The 17901-nt window shown below is 72.7% G+C and carries 20 protein-coding genes; 9 read left to right on the top strand and 11 right to left on the bottom strand.

Annotation, left to right across the window (positions count from 1 at the left end):
* Positions 1-47 precede the first annotated feature (47 nt).
* Positions 48-740, top strand: coding sequence for a hydrogen peroxide-dependent heme synthase (hemQ, locus tag ACZ61C_RS16050; RefSeq protein ID WP_465307280.1), 693 nt, complete (start codon positions 48-50; stop codon positions 738-740).
* Positions 741-748: 8 nt separating this feature from the next.
* A complete protein-coding gene (locus tag ACZ61C_RS16045; RefSeq protein ID WP_465308238.1) occupies positions 749-2077 on the top strand; it encodes a CoA transferase in 1329 nt (442 codons plus the stop codon).
* 121 nt (positions 2078-2198) lie between these two features.
* Here the strand turns inward: ACZ61C_RS16045 and ACZ61C_RS16040 are convergent, their stop codons facing one another.
* The 8 genes from ACZ61C_RS16040 to ACZ61C_RS16005 all read right to left on the bottom strand — a co-directional run bounded on the left by ACZ61C_RS16040 (position 2199) and on the right by ACZ61C_RS16005 (position 8564).
* Entirely contained in the window at positions 2199-2537 is a 339-nt protein-coding gene (locus ACZ61C_RS16040) for an SCO6045 C-terminal-like domain-containing protein (protein ID WP_465307278.1), read from the bottom strand.
* Positions 2534-3334, bottom strand: a complete 801-nt coding sequence (locus ACZ61C_RS16035; protein ID WP_465307276.1) for an MbnB/TglH/ChrH family RiPP precursor modification enzyme — start codon at positions 3332-3334, stop codon at positions 2534-2536. The genes ACZ61C_RS16040 and ACZ61C_RS16035 overlap by 4 nt, the downstream gene beginning before the upstream one ends.
* Positions 3327-4247, bottom strand: a complete 921-nt coding sequence (locus ACZ61C_RS16030; protein WP_465307274.1) for a TIGR04222 domain-containing membrane protein — start codon at positions 4245-4247, stop codon at positions 3327-3329. Before ACZ61C_RS16030 ends, ACZ61C_RS16035 begins: the two co-directional genes overlap by 8 nt.
* 66 nt (positions 4248-4313) lie before the next feature.
* The gene (locus ACZ61C_RS16025; protein ID WP_465307272.1) at positions 4314-5225 is read right to left on the bottom strand and encodes a TIGR04222 domain-containing membrane protein; all 912 of its coding nucleotides are present in this window, start codon (positions 5223-5225) and stop codon (positions 4314-4316) included.
* A gap of 88 nt (positions 5226-5313) precedes the next feature.
* Entirely contained in the window at positions 5314-5736 is a 423-nt protein-coding gene (msrB, locus tag ACZ61C_RS16020; protein WP_465307270.1) for a peptide-methionine (R)-S-oxide reductase MsrB, read from the bottom strand.
* Between the two features lie 19 nt (positions 5737-5755).
* Entirely contained in the window at positions 5756-6061 is a 306-nt protein-coding gene (locus tag ACZ61C_RS16015) for an aminotransferase class IV (protein WP_285483171.1), read from the bottom strand.
* 54 nt (positions 6062-6115) lie between these two features.
* Complete coding sequence (locus ACZ61C_RS16010) at positions 6116-7723, bottom strand: serine/threonine-protein kinase (protein WP_465307268.1); 1608 nt, start codon at positions 7721-7723, stop codon at positions 6116-6118.
* Positions 7724-7889: 166 nt separating this feature from the next.
* Positions 7890-8564 carry a TVP38/TMEM64 family protein gene (locus ACZ61C_RS16005; protein ID WP_465307266.1) on the bottom strand — a complete coding sequence of 225 codons (675 nt, stop codon included), beginning with the start codon at positions 8562-8564 and terminating at the stop codon, positions 7890-7892.
* A 112-nt stretch (positions 8565-8676) separates the two neighbouring features.
* On the opposite strand from ACZ61C_RS16005, the gene ACZ61C_RS16000 reads away from it, so the two are divergent.
* The 4 genes from ACZ61C_RS16000 (at position 8677) to ACZ61C_RS15985 (ending at position 12075) form a co-directional block, all read left to right on the top strand.
* Entirely contained in the window at positions 8677-9696 is a 1020-nt protein-coding gene (locus ACZ61C_RS16000) for a DNA polymerase domain-containing protein (protein WP_465307264.1), read from the top strand.
* A 479-nt stretch (positions 9697-10175) separates the two neighbouring features.
* Complete coding sequence (locus ACZ61C_RS15995; RefSeq protein WP_465307262.1) at positions 10176-10568, top strand: DUF6221 family protein; 393 nt, start codon at positions 10176-10178, stop codon at positions 10566-10568.
* Positions 10569-10616: 48 nt separating this feature from the next.
* Positions 10617-11609: an LLM class flavin-dependent oxidoreductase gene (locus ACZ61C_RS15990; RefSeq protein WP_465307260.1), complete on the top strand. Its 993-nt coding sequence runs from the start codon at positions 10617-10619 to the stop codon at positions 11607-11609.
* Positions 11610-11859: 250 nt separating this feature from the next.
* The gene (locus tag ACZ61C_RS15985; RefSeq protein WP_465307258.1) at positions 11860-12075 is read left to right on the top strand and encodes a S1 RNA-binding domain-containing protein; all 216 of its coding nucleotides are present in this window, start codon (positions 11860-11862) and stop codon (positions 12073-12075) included.
* Between the two features lie 138 nt (positions 12076-12213).
* On the opposite strand, the gene ACZ61C_RS15980 is transcribed toward ACZ61C_RS15985, so the two are convergent.
* Both ACZ61C_RS15980 and ACZ61C_RS15975 read right to left on the bottom strand, forming a co-directional pair.
* Entirely contained in the window at positions 12214-12870 is a 657-nt protein-coding gene (locus ACZ61C_RS15980; protein WP_465307256.1) for a maleylpyruvate isomerase N-terminal domain-containing protein, read from the bottom strand.
* An 18-nt stretch (positions 12871-12888) separates the two neighbouring features.
* On the bottom strand, positions 12889-14442 hold the full coding sequence (locus tag ACZ61C_RS15975; RefSeq protein ID WP_465308236.1) for a PucR family transcriptional regulator: 1554 nt from the start codon (positions 14440-14442) through the stop codon (positions 12889-12891).
* Between the two features lie 106 nt (positions 14443-14548).
* Here ACZ61C_RS15975 and pruA point away from each other — a divergent pair, with 106 nt between their 5' ends.
* Both pruA and ACZ61C_RS15965 read left to right on the top strand, forming a co-directional pair.
* Complete coding sequence (gene pruA / locus ACZ61C_RS15970) at positions 14549-16177, top strand: L-glutamate gamma-semialdehyde dehydrogenase (protein WP_465307254.1); 1629 nt, start codon at positions 14549-14551, stop codon at positions 16175-16177.
* A 13-nt stretch (positions 16178-16190) separates the two neighbouring features.
* On the top strand, positions 16191-17120 hold the full coding sequence (locus tag ACZ61C_RS15965) for a proline dehydrogenase family protein (protein ID WP_465307252.1): 930 nt from the start codon (positions 16191-16193) through the stop codon (positions 17118-17120).
* Between the two features lie 48 nt (positions 17121-17168).
* Here the strand turns inward: ACZ61C_RS15965 and trxA are convergent, their stop codons facing one another.
* Positions 17169-17540 carry a thioredoxin gene (gene trxA, locus ACZ61C_RS15960; RefSeq protein ID WP_465307250.1) on the bottom strand — a complete coding sequence of 124 codons (372 nt, stop codon included), beginning with the start codon at positions 17538-17540 and terminating at the stop codon, positions 17169-17171.
* 85 nt (positions 17541-17625) lie between these two features.
* Here trxA and ACZ61C_RS15955 point away from each other — a divergent pair, with 85 nt between their 5' ends.
* Positions 17626-17868 (top strand): DUF2630 family protein, encoded by a 243-nt coding sequence (locus ACZ61C_RS15955; protein WP_465307248.1) that lies wholly within the window; start codon positions 17626-17628, stop codon positions 17866-17868.
* Positions 17869-17901 lie beyond the last annotated feature (33 nt).

The following is a 17901-nucleotide window of genomic DNA, read 5'->3' as shown; positions in this document are numbered from 1 at the left end:
CCCGACCCTGGCGGCCGTGGCGGCCGTCGCGGTGACAGGATGGAGGCATGGCGCGGGTCAACTACAACGAGCTCAACGACACCATCCGGTACACGACCTGGTCGGTCTTCAAGATCGAGCCGGGGCGGCTGGGCGAGGACCGGGGAACGGCCGGGCGCGAGACCACCGAGTACCTCGACGGCCTGGAGGCCAAGGGGGTCACGGTCCGCGGTGTTTACGACCTCTCCGCGCTGCGTGCCGACGCCGACTTCATGATCTGGTGGCACGCCGAGGAGATCGAGCAGGTCCAGGCCGCCTACGCCGGGTTCCGCCGCACTCCGCTCGGGCGCGCGTCGACGCCGGTCTGGAGCCAGACCGCGCTGCACCGGCCCGCGGAGTTCAACAAGAGCCACATCCCGGCGTTCCTGGCCGGCGAAGAGGCCCGCAAGTTCATCTGCGTGTACCCGTTCGTCCGGTCCTACGAGTGGTACCTGCTGCCGGACGCCGAGCGCCGCAAGATGCTCGCCGACCACGGCAAGGAGGCCCGCGACTACCCTGACGTGCGCGCCAACACCGTCGCGTCGTTCGCGCTGGGCGACTACGAGTGGATCCTCGCCTTCGAGGCCGACGAGCTGCACCGGATCGTCGACCTGATGCGCCACCTGCGCGGCACCGAGGCCCGCCTGCACGTGCGCGAGGAGATCCCGTTCTACACCGGCACCCGCGTGCCGCCCGCCGAGCTCGTCGCGGCCCTGCCCTAGTGGACGGGATCCTGGACGGCGTCTGGCGCACCCTCACCGGGGAAGAGCCGGGACCGGTCGAGCTGACCGGCGCCGAAGACGTCCTGCCCGGCCCGTACCGGGTGGCGGCGGCCGCAACGGCGTCCGTCGCGGCGGCGACCCTGGCCGCCGGAGAACTGCTGAAGCTGCGTGAAATCGAGCCCGGCGTCGTCACGGCGGACACGCGCCACGCGGCGGCGGCGTTCGCGAGCGAAGGCCTGGGGCACGTCGAGGGCGTTTCACCGGAGCCGGTGTGGGCCCCGTTGTCGGGCAACTACCGCACGGCCGACGGCTGGGTGCGCCTGCACTGCAACTACCCGCGCCACGAAGCGGCGGTGTGCTGGGGCCTCGGAGTGCCCGGAACCCGCGAAGCCGTCGAGAAGGCGGTCGCCGGGCGGGGCGCGCGGGAGGTCGAGCACGCGGTGGTGTCGGCCGGGGGAGCGGCGGCCCAGCTGCGCTCTCCCGAGGACTGGGCGGCGCACCCGCAAGGGGCAGCGGTGGCCTCGCTGCCGTTGGTTTCGCTGGAGCCGGTGGGGGCGGCGCCGAAGCGGACGTTGTTCTACTCGGACCGCCCGATGGGCGGCGTCCGGGTCCTGGAGCTGACCCACGTGCTCGCGGGGCCGGTGGCGGGCCGGGTCCTGGCCGCACACGGCGCCGACGTCCTGCACGTGGGCGCGGCGCACCTGCCACGCGTCGAAGCGTTGGCGCGCGACACGGGGCAGGGCAAGCGGTCGACGTTCGTCGCGCTCGACACCGAGGGCGGTCGCGCGCGGCTGAAGAAGCTGATCAGCCGCGCGGACGTGCTGCTGCAGTCGTTCCGCCCGGGCGCACTGGCCCGGATCGGGTTCGGGCCGGAGGAGTTGGCCTCGTTGCGGCCGGGTCTGGTGATCGCGGACTTGAGCGCGTACGGCTGGGAAGGACCATGGGCCCGCCGACGCGGGTTCGACAGTTTGGTCCAGATGTCGAACGGCATCGCGTGGGGCCCGGACCCGGCGCCGTTGCCGCTCCAGGCGTTGGACCACGCAACAGGCTGGCTCGCGGCAGCAGCGATCATGACGGCGCTCCGCCGGCAGGTCACCGAAGGCGGCACCTGGCGGGTGCGGCTGTCCTTGGCGGGCACGGGCCATTGGCTGGATTCCTTGGGGCGCAAGGATCCTGGCGCTGTTCAAGTGGACTTCGGGGACCTGCTGGAGGAGACGGACAGCGGTTACGGCCGGCTGACGCGGGTCCGGATGGCGGGCGGGCTGCCGGGAGCGGAGCCCCACTGGGACTTCGGGACGCGGTTGCCGGGAGTCGACAAACCGACCTGGACCCCCTGACACGGCGCAGCCGAGCGCGGCCCGCCCTTCCCGGGGGATGCCCCCGCACCCAGTCTACCGGCACCCCCCGACAAAAGGCCTGGTCCGAGCCCGGTAGTCCACACCCCCACGCCCCTGTGGACTACCGGCGCCTAAGCCGGGAAACCAACCCCCGCCGAGGCTTCGGCAGATGCCCACCCGCGATCAGCCACTCCACAAACGCATCCGCATAAGCCCCCGACCGCTCGGTGTCCCGCTTCGGCCGCCCCGCGTTGAACTCCAGGAACAGCGGCCCGAACCGCTCCCCAAGCTCGTCCGCCAGCTCGGGCCGCTGATGCGCCAGCACCCGCCCGTGCTTCCGCCGCAGCACCGAAGCCTCCACCCGCAGCCGGGCGGGGTCGAAACCGTCAGGGGCGGGCCCGCCCGCCAGCAACGCCCGCAGCAGCGAGGCCTGCTGCCGGGCCAGGTCCGAGCGGCTCACACCGTCACCGCCGCCCGCAAAGCCGCCAGCTCCGCCGCCAGTTCGTCGTCGCTCGGGTAGTCGTCGTCGCGTTCCAGCAGTACCCCCGGTGGGTCCGTGCGGCGCCGGAGCTCCGCCAGCAGTGCCAGGACCTCCGGCAGCACCGGGTGCGCGTGCGTGTCGTGGTAGACGCCGTCGCGCTCGACGCCACCCGCCATGTGCACGTACGCCAGGCGCTCCCACGGGATGCCGTCGAGGAACGCCTCCGGGTCCGTGCCGATGTTGCGCGCGTTCGCGTACAGGTTCGCGACGTCGATGATCAGCCGGCAGTCCGTGCGCTCGGTCAGCTCGGTGAGGAACTGTTCTTCGGTGAGCTCCGAAGAAGGCCACTCCAGCACCGCCGCGATGTTCTCCAGCGCGAACGGCACGTCCACGATGGACTGGGCCAGCCGGACGTTCGCCACCAGCACGTCCAGCGCCTCGCGCGTGCGGGGGAGCGGCATCAGGTGCCCCGAGTCGAGCCCGCCCGCGCGCACGAAGCACACGTGGTCGCTGACCAGCGGCGCGTCCAGCGCCCGCGCGACCTCCGCGAGGTGCTGGACGCGCCCCGTGTCGAGCGGCTCGGCCCCGCCGAGCGACAGCGAGACGGCGTGCGGCAGCACCGGCATCCCGCGCCGGCGCAGCGCCACGAGCGTCTCCGGCAGGTGGTCGTGGTGCAGGTTCTCGGCGACGACCTCGACCCAGTCGACGCCCGGCAGGCGCGCGATGGACAGGTCGAGCTCGTGCCGCCAGCCGATCCCGATGCCGAGCTCACCCACCGCAGCCACCTCCGCCGCACGACGACCCGCCACCGCAGGAAGACCCGCTGCTGCACGACGAGCTCGAACACGACGACCCGCTGCTGCACGAGGAGCCGCCCGACGAACCGCCGCCGCCGAAGGAGCCCGCGGGCGGCATCAGCGCCGCGCTCAGCTCCTCGTCCGGGTACATCGCCCAGCCGCCGAGCGCGACCGCCGCCGCGGCGCCGCCCAGCAGCACCCCGCCGGCCAGCGCCCCGCCCGGCACCGGCCCGGACGCCGCCGAGCGCGCCTGGCCGAGGACCCGCTGCCCGGCGGCGTTCGGCTGCCGGGGCCCGGTCTTCGACCGCCGGACCGCGGCGATGATCGTCAGCACCGCCGCGACCAGCACCAGGAACACCAGCACCCCGACCGGCCGGCCGAGCGAGATGCCGTTGACCAGCCGGGCGATCCCGAGCACCAGCACGGCCAGCTGCAGGACCAGCCCGAACGTCCTGGACTGCCGCTTCGCCGCGGCCGACGCCAGCAGCCCGCGCTGCTCGAGCCCGTCCTCCAGGGCCCGCATCGCCGCCGACCGGCGGCCGTGGGCCCGCAGCGTCGCCGTCGTCTTCAGCTGCGCCGCGTCGAAGATCGCCTGCTCCAGCGGCTCACCCGGCCGGGTCCCGGCCTGGCTGACCTGCTTGTAGCTGTTGACGCGCAGCCGGCCGCGTTCGACCAGGGCGGCGATCGCGGTGTCGACCGCCCGGTCGGGCCCGCCGGCCAGGAAGGCCAGCTGGTAGACCGTCGGCGGCGGCCCGGGTTGCGCCTGGTCGGACCGCAGCGCCCGGCTGGCCACCACACCGGCGACGATGAGCCTGATCAGCAGGACCGCGCCCAGCAGCGCGATGTAGAGGACCACGAAATTCGGTCCGGAGATGCCCCACGGGTCGTCCATCGCCCGTCTCCCCTCAGTGAAGTGCGCTTACCGTAGCTGTGAGACGTCGCGGCTCGCGTCGGCGTTTCAACCGCCGCAACCCCCGCCGCCGCCACCACCACCGCAGCCGCCTCCGCCGCCACCGCAGGAGCTGCCGCCCCCGCCGCACGAGCTGCCGCCGAAGTACCCGACCGCGCCGCCGCCCCCGGCGCTCGCCCAGCGCGTCCGGGTCGCGCGGTAGTGGCCGGCCACCGATCGCTGCGTCGCGCGGCTCACCGCCAGGCGGACGTCCTTGTCGGGGTGGGCCTCGAAGCCGCTCGACGCGACCGCCGCGACGGGCCCCGTGACGAAGGTGCCGACGCGGCGAGCTTCTTCGGCGGCCGCCCGGCCGGCCGCGGTGGCCTTGACCGGCGGCTGGTTCCGGGCCTTCACGGTCACGACGATCGCCACGACCAGCGCGACCGCGAGCAGGCCGAGCAGGTATCCCACCGGGTGCCCGGTGCTCGACCCGGCGATCAGCCGGACCACGCCGAAGACCACGAGCAGCCAGTACACCACCGCGGCGGCCACCCAGGCCGACCGTGCTTTCCGCGCGTCGGCGAGCAGGCCCCGGCCGATCAGCGCGTCCTCCAGCGCCCGCATCGCCGGGTGGTCGGCGACCGTCGCCCGCACCCGGTCGACCGAGCTGCCGTGCTTGCCGATCTTCAGCAACGCGGCGCGGCCCAGGTCGTCGGACGCCGAGCCCTTGACGCGCGAAAGCCGGCCGGTGCCGTCGAGCCGGACGGCCTGCTGGTCCAGGAGCCGCGCGAGGACGACCTCGCCACCCCGCGACCGGCCGCCGGTCAGGAGGGCCAGCTCTTCGGCCCGGTTCGGCGCGTCACCCGCGCGGCCGCGCCGCAGCTGGACCGTGCGCAACCCGGCGTAGATCGCCGGTACGAGCAGCAGGCCCAGGTAGAGGCCCGCGAAAACCGGTCCGGGAATGCCCCACGTGTCGGTCATGACTCCGCCCTCCCTCGTCCGTGTGCGGAGGTTACGTCCGAGGAAGGGCGGTGGGTTGTCGGCTTAAGGAGGATTTAGGCTGGCGGTTCTACGGCTGCGGCACCAGCTTCAGCGAAATCGAGTTGATGCAGTAGCGCTGGTCGGTCGGGGTGGCGTACCCCTCGCCCTCGAAGACGTGCCCGAGGTGGCTGTGGCAGGAGCCGCAGAGGACCTCGATGCGCTTCATGCCCATGGTCCGGTCCTCGCGCAGCAGCACGGCGTCGGAGTCGGCGGGGTCGTAGAACGACGGCCAGCCGCAGTGGCTCTCGAACTTCGTGTCGCTGCGGAAGAGCTCGGCGCCGCACGCGCGGCACTCGTAGACACCGGTGGTCTTGGTGTCGGTGTACTCACCGGTGAACGGCCGTTCGGTGCCGGCCTGGCGGAGCACCGCGTACTCCTCCGGGCCCAGCTCCGCCCGCCATTCCTGCTCGGACTTCACGACGCGCGGGGTGGCGCCGACAACGGGTTTCATACCTTTCACCCGTTCCACGTTACGCCGCGAGCCACGCCAGGGCGTGCACCACGATGTCCCATGCGGCGACTATCACGCCGAGCACGATGAGGACCACGATCAGCGCCGACACCCAGTACCGCAGCCCGCCGAGGCGGTTGCTGGAGTCGGCGAAGTCGGACACGCCGTCGAGCGCGGCTTCGATCGTGTAGTTGGGACCGGATCGCTCGATCCGGTCGAGGTGCTCCGCGAACGCGCGCGCCTCCGGGTCGTACGGGTCGAGGCCGACCAGATCCTCGTGGAAGCGAGGATTCTGGCCCGGCAGCGAAGCTCCGTTGTCGGCCATGGCTCCACGGTAGGCCATCCGGGCCCGTCAGCCCACCAGCGGCGCGTTAAGTCTCTACAGACCGGTGTCGGGGTTCGCGTCGAGCTTGGTGTTGCTGTCGATCAGCAGCTGCCCGCCGACGAGCACGATGTGGTACTTCCGGCGGGAGCCGTTCAGCTCCATCGTGAGGTTCAGCGAGCCGTCGTTGCCGCTGCCCGCCGCCGTGGCCGATTTCCAGCCGCCGAGCTCGCCCTTGTGTTGGGCCCAGTAGGACTGGTACTCGGCCTGCGAGCCGTAGACGGCCTGCGCGGCGGGCGTCAGCAGGCCCCAGCCGTTCTCGACGTTCGGGTAGTAGCTGTTGGCGAGCAGCCGGCCCGCCTGGCCGTAGTCGGTGATCTTGCCTTCCGACGGCGTCTCGCCCAGCTTGGCCGACGCCGCGGGGGCGTCGTCGGAGCTGCTGCTCTTCGGGGTGGTCTGGCCCGTGCTCGGCTGGGAGCCCGGCGACTGCCCGACCTGGGTGCCGCCCGTGCCGCCGTCGCCCGAGTTGAGCGTCAGGAACAGGATCACCGCGGCCACGACGACCGCGGCTCCCGCACCGGCGAAGATCGCGTACTTGCGCTTGTTGTCCGGCTTCGCGGTGCTCGACGAGTACTGCGGGGCCCGGGCCGACGGCGTCGCCGCGGGCATCGGTCTGGGCGGGGTGTTCGGCGGCGCCGCCGGCGACCGCATCGGCATGAACGCCGCCGTCGGGCGCGGCGGGCTGGACGCCGCCTTGGCCGTCGGCACCGGGGTGCCGACCGGCGGTGACGACGGCGCGGGCTGGTCGGTCCGCTGCCACGGCGGCCGCTCGCCGCCCTCGGCGGGCGCGGCCGGCTTGCGGCCCGCGCCGCCGGAGAGCAGCGGCGGGGACGCCGACATGCCGCCGGGCTCGGTGCGGGCCAGCGCGGCCAGCCGTTCGCGGGCCTCGGCCATGGACGGCCGCTCGCCCGGCTCGCTGCGCAGCAGGCTCATCAGCAGCGCGGTGGCGCCGCCGGCCTGCACCGGCGGGTTGATCTGGCCGTTCGCCGCCGCGTACAGCAGCGCGAGCTGGTTGGTCGTGTTGCCGTACGGCGTGGTGCCCTCGATCGCCTGGTAGAGGGTCGCGCCGAGGGCGAAGACGTCGGAGCTGGGCACCGGGTCGGCGCCGCGCGCCAGCTCGGGCGCCAGGTAGGCGGGGGTGCCGCCGATCAGGCCGGTCGCCGTCAGCGTCATGTCGCCGGCCGCGCGCGAGATGCCGAAGTCGGTGATCTTCGCGGTGCCGGTCTCGTCGATGAGGATGTTGCCCGGCTTGACGTCGCGGTGGACGATCCCGGCGCGGTGCGCGGCCACCAGCGCGGAGGCGACCTGCTCGCCGAGGCGGGCGACCCGGCCGAGCGGGAGCGTGCCCTCCTGGGACAGGATCGTCGAGAGGCTCGGGCCGTTCAGGTACTCCATCACCAGGCACGGGTCGCCGTTGTGCTCGGCGATGTCGAACACCACGATCGCGTTCGGGTGCTGGAACCGGGCGGCGTTCTTGGCCTCGCGCATGGCGCGCTGGCGCATGTTGTCGCGCTCGGTCTCGGAGACGCCGGGCTGGGGAAGGATCTGCTTGATCGCGACGTCGCGCTCGAGGCGCACGTCGGTCGCGCGCCACACGACTCCCATGGCACCGCTACCAATGTGCTCGACGAGGCGGTAGTGCCCGGCGATCAGCTGACCGGTGTCGATGGCGACTGCTCCTGACGAAATTCCCGGTGGTGGTGGCCCTGCTCAGCGCGTTTCCGCTTCGCGCACCCGATCGAGTGTAGCGGTCGGCCCGGTGCAGTTCGCGTCAGCCAGCCGGTCCGGCGGGCTCCGGTTCGGGCGCCGGCGCCACCGGTGTCCGTTTCCGGAACACCCGGACCAGGCCGATCGCCCCGGCCAGCGCGAAGACGCCGTAACAGACGAGCAGCGCCGGCGGCGTGTCGCCGGTCAGTGCGTCCCCGAGGACGACCACGGCGACGGTGCCGGGCACGCTGCCCAGCAGCGTACCGGCCAGGTACGGGACCAGTCGCACGGCCGACACGCCGCAGAGGTAGCTGAACGGCGCGAACGGGACGACCGGGATCAGCCGCAGCGAGGTGATCGCGAGGACCCCGCCGCCGGAGAGCCGGTCGTTGACCGTCCGGACGGCCGAGCGGTGCAGGTGGCGCGTGACGAGGTCCCGGCCGAGCAGCCGGGCCAGCCCGAAGGCGAGGCCGGCCGCGATGGTGGTGGCGACCAGGCCGATCGTGATCCCGGCCGTGGTGCCGACCAGCAGGCCGGCGGCCAGGTTGAACACCGTGCGCGGGATCGGCGCCACGGTGAGCAGCGAGTACGCGACGAGCAGCACGAGCGGCGTGGCCGGGCCGGTGGCCGCGGCCCAGGCGCGCAGGTCGGCCGGACCGGGGATCGGCAGCAGCACCGCGGCCGCCGCGAAGAGGGCGAGCACGGCGAGCGCGACGATCAGCTTGGTGCGGCCGGACACCCGGTCCAGCGTACCGGCGTAGCTTTCACGTGAAAGCTACGGCCCAGGTGGGAGCTTTCACGGGAAAGCTACGGGCTCGGCCGTCGGGTCCGTGAACCGCTAGCGTGGCCGCATGCCCAAGCACGGTGACCCGGTCGAGTACGAGGTGGGCGGGCGCACGGTCCGCGTCTCGAGCCCGGACAAGGTGTACTTCCCCCAGCGCGGCATCACCAAGCGCCAGGTCGTCGAGCACTACATCACGGTCGGCGCGCCGCTGCTGCGCGCGATCGGCGAGCGGCCGACGACGCTGAAGCGCTACGTCGACGGCGTCGAAGGCGAGTGGTTCTACGCCAAGCGCGTGCCGAAGGGCGCGCCGGAGTGGCTCGAGACGGCCGAGATCACGTTCCCGTCCGGCCGGAAGGCGGCGGAGGTGTGCCCGACCGAGCCGGCCGTGTTCGCGTGGGCGGCCAACCTGGGCACGTTCGACTTCCACCCGTGGCCGGTCCGCAGCGCCGACGTCGACCACCCGGACGAGCTCCGCATCGACGTCGACCCGCCCGACCGGGCCGGCTTCGCCGACGCGGTCGAGGTGGCCCAGGTGGTCCGCGACGTCCTGGCCGACGCGGGGCTGACGGGCTACCCGAAGACCTCCGGCGGGCGTGGGGTGCACGTGCTGGTCCGGATCCGCCCGGAGTGGGACTTCATCCAGGTCCGCCACGCGGTGATCGCCCTGGGCCGCGAGGTGACGCGCAGGATTCCCGAGAAGGCGACGATCGCCTGGTGGAAGGAGGAACGCGGCGGCCGCGTGTTCCTCGACTACAACCAGGCGGCCCGCGACCGCACGGTGGCCTCGAGCTGGTCGGTCCGCGGCACCCCGAGGGCCACGGTGTCGACACCGTTGACGTGGGACCTGCTGACCGAGGTCGACGCGGACGACTTCGACGTCCTGACGATCCCGGAGTTCCTGGCTTCCCACGGCGACCTGCACGCGCCGATGGACGAGGAGCCGTTCGGGCTGGAGACGGCGCTGGAGTGGTACGAGCGTGACGAGCGGGACCACGGGCTGGGGGAGCTGCCGTATCCGCCGGACTATCCGAAGATGCCGGGGGAGCCGAAGCGGGTGCAGCCGAGCAAGGCCCGCCCGGAGAGCTGAGCGCGCCGCTCGCGGTAGGAGGAGCCGCCCGAGCCGATGCAGGCGACGGCGCGTTCCCAAAGCATGGTGCTCGCGTGGAGCTTGGGCTCGACGGCCTTGCCCGACGCCGACCGTCAGCGCGGGGAAGACGACGCGCACGACGTGACCCGCGGCGACATGCGGCGTTCCAGCGGGAAGCGTGCCCGCGCAGCGACTCCCGCGGTACCGATGAGCGGCAATCGAAATCCCCGCACCCCGCCCGGTGACCCACCGCATCGGGAGACGCGAATCTCCGGAATTCACCGGCTCCGGCCGGACAAACGGGAGGCTCGGAACGCGGAGTGATCGCGCGTCCACTTGCTGTCGCCTTTCGGGTCACAAATGTTGCACGGCCGAGTTCGGCGTCACGATCATGGTCTCGGACGGCGTAACGTGCGGTCCCGAATCGACGACTCCCCGGGACAACGACCGGGGGCGGTTCGACGAGAGGAAGGCCCTTCGTGGACGACCTGATCGCATTCCTCGCCGCGCGCGTCGGCGCCCGGCAGGCGTTGATCATGCAGGCCGTCAACAAGGCGCAAGCCGGCGACACGATGAACCGCGGGGAGACGAAGGTCGCCGTGGAGCAGCGGATCCGCGGGCTGACCGACCTCGACCTCGACGCGGTCAACCAGATGATCAACGAGATCGAGGCGACCCGGCGGATCCTGCTCGCCCACCGCACCACCGTCTCCGAGAAGGTCCCCGGGTTTCCGCTCTACGGCAGCGAATACTGGTGTGAGACCTGCCACGTGCCCGCCGACGAGGCCGGCTCCAACTGGTGCCTCACCCTGCGCCTGCTCGCGCTGCCCTACACCGACCACCCGGACTACAGCGAGCGCTGGCGTCCCTGACGGGAATCCCGGCGCGCGCCGGGCGTTGCACCCGGGGTGAAGCTCTCCGTGCTCGACCGTTCGCCGGTGCGGCGGGACGGCGGACCCGAGCGGACCGCGCGGGCGCTGCGGGACACCGTCACCTTCGCGGCCGCCGTCGAACGGCTGGGTTACCACCGGTTCTGGGTCTCGGAGCACCACGGCGTGCCCGGGGTCGCCGGGTCCGCGCCGACCGTGCTGGCCGCCGCCGTCGCCGGGGCGACCGCGCGCATCCGCGTCGGGACCGGCGGGGTGATGCTGCCGAACCACCGGCCGCTGGTCGTCGCCGAGCAGTTCGGCGTCCTGGAAGCGCTGCATCCGGGCCGGATCGACATGGGGCTGGGCCGCTCGGTCGGCTTCACCGGTGGTGTCCGCGCGGCGCTCGGGCACGGCAAGGAGGCCGCCGACGACTTCGGCGCGCAGGTGCGGGAGCTGCTCGGGTTCTTCACCGGCGAGCACGGTTATCCGGGCGTCCACGCCTACCCCGCCGAGGGGCTGCGCGTGCCGCCGTTCCTGCTGGCCACCGGCTCGGGCGCGGACCTCGCCGCCGAGCTCGGGCTGCCGCTGGTCATCGCGCCGGTCCGCGGCGAACGCGCGCTGGCCGAGGCCGTGACGCGCTACCGCGACGGCTTCCGGCCGAGCGGCTGGGCGCGGGAGCCGTACGTCGTGGTGTCGACGGCGATCGCGGTGGCGAACTCGGCCGCGGACGCGCGGCGGCTGCTCGTCTCGGAAGCCTGGGCGACGGTCCATTCGCGCTCCCACGGCGTCTTCCCGCCGCTGGAGCCGCCCGCGGAAGTCCTGGCGCGGCCGATGACCGACCGCGAACGACGCCGGCTCGAGGACACCTTGGACGGCCAGATCTCCGGCACGCCCGCCGAGGTGGCCGACCGGCTGGGGAACCTCGTCGGGGCCGTCGACGCCGACGAAGTCCTCGCGACGACCGCCGCCTTCGACCAATCCGCGCGGCTCGATTCTTTCGCGGCCCTCGCCGAACTCGCCGGGCTCCGGGTCCCCATTTCGTGAGGGATCGGCGAATTCTCCGCGCACTGGGTCGGTGATTCAATATCGGAGTACTGCGGCACCGTGTCGAATCATTACCGGTGGTGCCTTTTCCGGCCGCCGCGGTACGGTTTCCGCGTGACTGCCGGGTCGGCCTCGAGCCGTGAGCAGACGGGGTACCCGGCTGTGCCGTGACCTCCGGGCGGGCCCGTGGCCCGCCGCCTCCCGCACGTCTTCCGACATCGGAACGTGCGCGGGAAGGAGGTGAAATCGCATGTCCGAATGGCACGAGTTCGTCGCGGCCCACGCCGAGGGCGGGGTGCTCGACGGCGTGGTGTCCCGGGTGGTCCCGTTCGGCGCGTTTGTCGAGGTCGACGGGCAGCAGGGTCTCCTGGTGACCGACGCCGCCCCCGAGCCGGGGACGCGGCTGAGCGTCCGCATCGAGCGGATCGACGTGGAGCGCCGCCGGTTCAGCCTGGTCCCGGCCTAGCCGTGACCCGCCGGTCGCCCGCCGCGCGGCGGGCGACCGGTCCTTTCCGGTCCCGGTAGATCTCGAAGGCGATGATTCGCCGTTCGGGCATCGGAGACCTTCCTGGATCGGCGGCGCGGCTCGGCCGGGGCCAGGCGATCATCCGAGCACGAACGGCAGCCGCCCGGCGAGGTCGCCCAGTGCCGTGGTCTCCGCGTCCGTCGGCTCACGGCGGCCCGTCGCCACCAGGAGCACGTCCTCGTCCGAGAACGACGCCGGGAACGCCGTCCCCGCGATCTTCTCCAGCGTCTCCCGCGTCCGTGCCAGTCCCTCCGCGGGCGGTCCCGGCACCGAAGCCACGTGCGCCACCAGGTCGAGGTGGTGCAACGTCCACTCCAGCACGTACGCCGACAGGTAGTCGCCCGCCGTGAGAACCATGTCCTGTGTGGACACGGGCAGACCCGGGTCGGCCAGGTCCGCCGCGCGGCCCGCCGCCGCGCCGACGTCGTCGAGGTGGAACTTCAGCAGCGCCGGGTCCTCGTACGCCGCCGCCAGGCGGACGATCAGCGCGTCCAGGGGGTCGTCTCCCGAAGGCGGCGACGAAGCCACCGCCCAGTACGTCACGGCGTTGTGCGTCACTGCCGAGGAAGCCGGGGTGACCAGCGTGATCAGCACGTCCTGCGCGTCGATCACCAGGTGGCACACCAGGTCGCGGACCAGCCACCCCCGGCAGCCCGACGGCTCGGCGAACGCGGCGTCGGGGAGAGCGGCCACCGCAAGACGCAACGCCGCCCACGTGCGCGAAAAGAGATCCACGCGGCGAAGCTAGCAGGGTCAGAGCCTCAGCTGCAGCTGAGTAAGGATGCGCTGCGCCGCGTCGTCGAAGTCCACTCCGGACACTTCGGCGGCACGGCGGACGCGGTACCGGACCGTGTTGGGGTGGATGTTCAGCGCCCGCGCCGCCGCCCGGACGTCGCCGAACGCGTCCAGCCACGCCAGCACCGCCGGGACCAGGATGCTGCCGTGCTCGGCGTCGTGCGCCACCAGCGACGTCAGGCGCGGGTCGCGGATGCGGGGCTGCGAACCCAGGAACGCCAGCACCTCCGACAGCAGCACCTCCGCGCGGACGTCGGCCAGCGAGGCGACGTCGGCGGCCCAGTGCCCGCGCGCCATCGCCGCCAGGACGCGGTCGGCGTCCCCGCGCGACGCGGCCGCGTCCGACAGCTGCGGCACCACGCCGCCGAGTGCCGCCCGCACCGGGACGTCGAGGTGCCGCCGCGCCGTGGCGGCGATCTCGCGGGCCAGCGCCAGCACCGCCGCGTCCGAGTGCTCGGGCAGGTCCGGCAGCAGCGCGTAGACACGTCCGCCGATCACGCTCACCAGCGCGCTGCGCCGGTAGGCCGCGGTGTGCACGGCGATCAGGTGCACCAGCTCGGCGCGCCGCAGCTGCCGGTTGTCCGAGCGCTCCAGCGAAAACGCGAGCACCTGCGCCGGCCGGGCCGGGTCCGCGCCGATGTCGTCCGCGACGGACTCCGCGTCGAGCCGGCCTTCCAGCAGGCTCGCGAGGAGGTCCTCCCGCAGCCGCAGTTCCGGGCTGGGCAGCGTGCGGGCGCGGATCAGCTGCGGCGCGAGGGTGCGGCTCGCGCCGAGCAGGGCCGTTTCGGCGCGTTCGGTGAGCGGCTGGGCGCCCTCCTGGACCCAGATCGTGCCGAGCGGCTGCTTGCCCGCGTGGATGCCCGCCGCGATCCGGCGGCGGATGCCCAGCTCGGGCCGCTCGTCGATCCGGACGATCCCCTCACCGGCGCGAAGCCGCTGGTAGACGCCCCATTCGCGGAGCATCGCGAGGTAGCGTTCCGGGCCTTCGCGGCCGAGGATCGACAGCCGCCGCAGCTCGTCGACCTCGTCGCCCGCCCGCGAATACGCGAGCACGCGGTTCGCCGTGTCCTCGATGCTGACCAGGCCGCCGGTGAGTGTCGCGATGGTCTGGGCCAGGGCGAACAGGTCGCCGAGCACCTCACCGCTGGCCGCTTCGCCGCCCGCGCGGGCCGCGTCGACGACTTCGCGGGCCAGCGACTCGACCTGCTCCCAGCGGGCTTCGCTGCCGACGGTCAGCAGTGCGACACCCGCGTCGGCCGCGACGTCGGCGCCCGTCGCGCCCTTGACGGCCACCGCGGCCGCGCCACCCCGCCCGGCCGCCCGGATCGCGGGCGCCGCCGCCCGGCCGCGCGCGCCGATCACCAGCACCAGGTCGCCGGGCGACGCCTCCAGGGGGTCTTCGGGGTCGAGGATCACCACGTCGGTGACCGGGACGCCCAGACCGTGCGGCGCCACGACGACCTCGACGAGCGGTTCGCCCAGGGTCGCCAGCACGTGCCGCAACGACGTTATCGGATCGGCCAAAGTCACCCGATCGATTTTAGCCGGTTGAACAAGCCGCCGAGGCGTGTCCGGAGTTACCGTTCGGGGCATCCGGACGTAAAGCAGAGGAGCCGCCGTGGACGCCGTGACCCAGACCCCCGCCCCGAAGAACGAGCCGGTGCTGACGTATGCGCCGGGCAGCGGCGAGCGTGCCGAGCTCGAGGGTGCGCTCAAGCGGCTGGGCCAGGCGGAACCCGTCGACCTCACGGTCACCGTCGGGGGCGAGCAGCGCCCCGGCGGCGGTGAGAAGATCGACGTCGTCCAGCCGCACAACCACCGCCACGTGCTGGGCACCATCCACAGCGCCACCCAGCAGGACACGACCGACGCCATCGCCGCGGCCGCGAAGGCCGCGCCGGAGTGGCGCGCGCTGTCCTACGACGACCGCGCCGCCATCCTGCTGCGCGCCGCCGACCTGCTGACCGGCCCGTGGCGTGCCACGCTCAACGCCGCCACCATGCTCGGCCAGTCCAAGACCGCGACCCAGGCCGAGATCGACTCCGCCTGCGAGCTCGCCGACTTCTGGCGCTTCAACGTCGAGTTCGGCCGCCGCGTGCTCACCGAGCAGCCGGCCAGCTCGGCCGGCGTGTGGAACCGGATGGAGCACCGCCCGCTCGAAGGCTTCGTCTACGCGATCACGCCGTTCAACTTCACCGCGATCGCCGGCAACCTGCCGACCGCGCCCGCGCTGATGGGCAACACGGTCCTGTGGAAGCCGTCGCCGACGCAGTCGTTCGCGGCGCACCTGACCATGCGGCTGCTGGAAGAGGCGGGTATGCCGCCGGGCGTCATCAACCTGCTGCCGGGCGACGGCAAGGCCGTCTCCGAGGTCGCCCTGACCCACCGCGACCTGGCCGGCATCCACTTCACCGGCTCGACCGCGACGTTCCAGCACCTGTGGGCCACGGTCGGCGCGAACATCGCCGGCTACCGCTCCTACCCGCGGCTCGTCGGCGAGACCGGCGGCAAGGACTTCATCGTCGCGCACCCGTCCGCCGACGTCGACGTCCTGCGCACCGCGATGGTCCGCGGCGCTTTCGAGTACCAGGGCCAGAAGTGCTCCGCCGCTTCGCGCGCGTACGTCCCGCGCAGCGTCTGGAACCAGGTGAAGGACGGCCTGGTCGCCGAGACCGAGGCGCTGTCCTACGGCGACGTCACCGACCTGTCGCACTTCGGCGGCGCGGTGATCGACCGGCGCGCGTTCACCAAGCACGCGGAGCTGTTCGACCGCGTCAAGGGCGACGCTTCGGTGGAGGTCCTCACCGGCGGCACGGCCGACGACACCGACGGCTTCTTCGTCCAGCCGACGATCCTCGTCTCGGACAACCCGAAGCACGAGATCTTCTCGACCGAGTACTTCGGCCCGATCCTGTCGGTGCACGTCTACGAAGACGGCGACTTCGACGCCGTGCTCAAGCTGGTCGACGAGACGGCCGCGTACGCGCTGACCGGCGCGATCATCGCCAACGACCGCACGGCCGTGGCGAAGGCGTCCGAGGCGCTGCGGTTCGCCGCGGGCAACTTCTACGTCAACGACAAGCCGACCGGCGCCGTCGTCGGCCAGCAGCCGTTCGGCGGCGCGCGGGCCTCGGGCACCAACGACAAGGCCGGGTCGATCTTCAACCTGCAGCGGTGGACGAGCCCGCGCTCCATCAAGGAGACGTTCGTGCCGCCGACCAGCGTCCGTTACCCGCACCAGGGCTGAGAGGGAGACCGTCATGCTGCGTGCCCCGTTGCTCGCCGCCGCCCGCTCGAAGGGCATCCGGCGGCTCGTCGAAGCGGTGCCCGCCACGCGATCCGTGGTGCGCCGGTTCGTCGCCGGGTCCGAGACCGCCGAGGCCGTGCGCGTCGCGCGCGAACTGGCCGCGGACGGCCGCCGGATCACCCTCGACCACCTGGGTGAGGACACCACCGACGCCGCGCAGGCGGCGGCGACCGTCGCGGCCTACGAAGCCGTGCTGACCGCGCTGGCCGCGGAAGGCCTGGCTTCGGGGGCGGACGTCTCGGTGAAGCTGTCGGCGGTGGGGCAGTTCCTGCCGTCGAACGGCGAGGACGTCGCGCTGGAGAACGCGCGGAAGATCTGCGCGGCGGCGGACGCGGTCGGGGCCACCGTGACGCTCGACATGGAGGACCACACCACCACGGACTCGACGCTCGGCATCCTGCGCGAGCTGCGCGGCGAGTACCCGTGGGTGGGCGCGGTGCTGCAGGCCTACCTGCACCGGACCGAGGCGGATTGCCGCTCGTTGTCGGGCCCGGGCTCGCGGGTCCGGCTGTGCAAGGGTGCGTACGCGGAGCCGGAGTCGGTGGCGTTCCAGGAGAAGTCCGAAGTGGACAAGTCCTACGTCCGCTGCCTGCGCGTCCTGATGGCGGGCCAGGGCTATCCGATGGTGGCGTCGCACGACCCGCGGATGATCGAGATCGCCGCCGCGCTGGCGGAGGAGAACGGGCGCACGGACGACGACCACGAGTTCCAGATGCTCTACGGCATCCGGCCGGAGGAGCAGGCGCGGATCGCGGCTTCGGGCTCGCGCATGCGCGTCTACGTGCCCTACGGCGACGAGTGGTACGGCTACTTCATGCGCCGCCTGGCCGAGCGGCCGGCGAACCTGGCGTTCTTCCTGCGGGGGCTCGCGACGCGCTCCTGAACATGACTGAGGCCGCCCCGCGGGGCGGCCTCAGTCATGCGGTGGTGGTCAGGCCTGGTCGGCCTCGGCTTCGGCGGCCTTGCGCTTGACCTCGGCCATGTCGACCTCGCGAGCCTGCTTGATGAGCTCTTCGAGGGCGGGCTCGGGCAGCGCGCCTGGCTGGGCGTAGATCAGCGTCTTGTCGCGGATGATGGCCAGCGTCGGGATGGAGCGGACGTCGAAGGCGGCGGCCAGCTGCTGCTGCGCTTCGGTGTCGACGCTCGCGAACACGAGGTCTTCGTGCTTCTCGGAGGCCTTCTCGTAGACCGGTGCGAACTGGCGGCACGGTCCGCACCAGCTCGCCCAGAAGTCGATCAGGACGAACTCGTTGTCGTTTACCGTCTGGTCGAAGTTCTCGGCAGTCAGCTCAACGGTGCTCATGAGCAGGTCAACGACGTGGGTGCGACGGGAATTCCCGGGGCCGGGGTAGCGTCTTACGCGAGCAACCCGTAAGAGGAGGAACACGATGGCCGACGGCGAAATCCTGGGCCGGATCGACGAGCTGATCGCGGAGGAGCACGAGCTCCGGTCGCGCTCGGTCGGCGTGGGGCTGAGCGGCGGCGACAAGGATCGCCTCACCGCGGTCGAGCAGCAGCTCGACCAGTGCTGGGACCTGCTCCGGCAGCGCCGCGCGAAAACGGAGTTCCACGAGAACCCCGACGACGCCGCGGCCCGCCCGATCTCCGAGGTCGAGTCCTACCGCCAGTAACCCCGGTCGACGCGTGCGCCGAGGGGCATCACG

It is taken from the genome of Amycolatopsis sp. NPDC104587 (genome assembly GCF_055583645.1).
The sequence above is the reverse complement of the archived record's forward strand: the minus strand, read 5'-3'. Positions and strand labels throughout refer to the sequence as shown.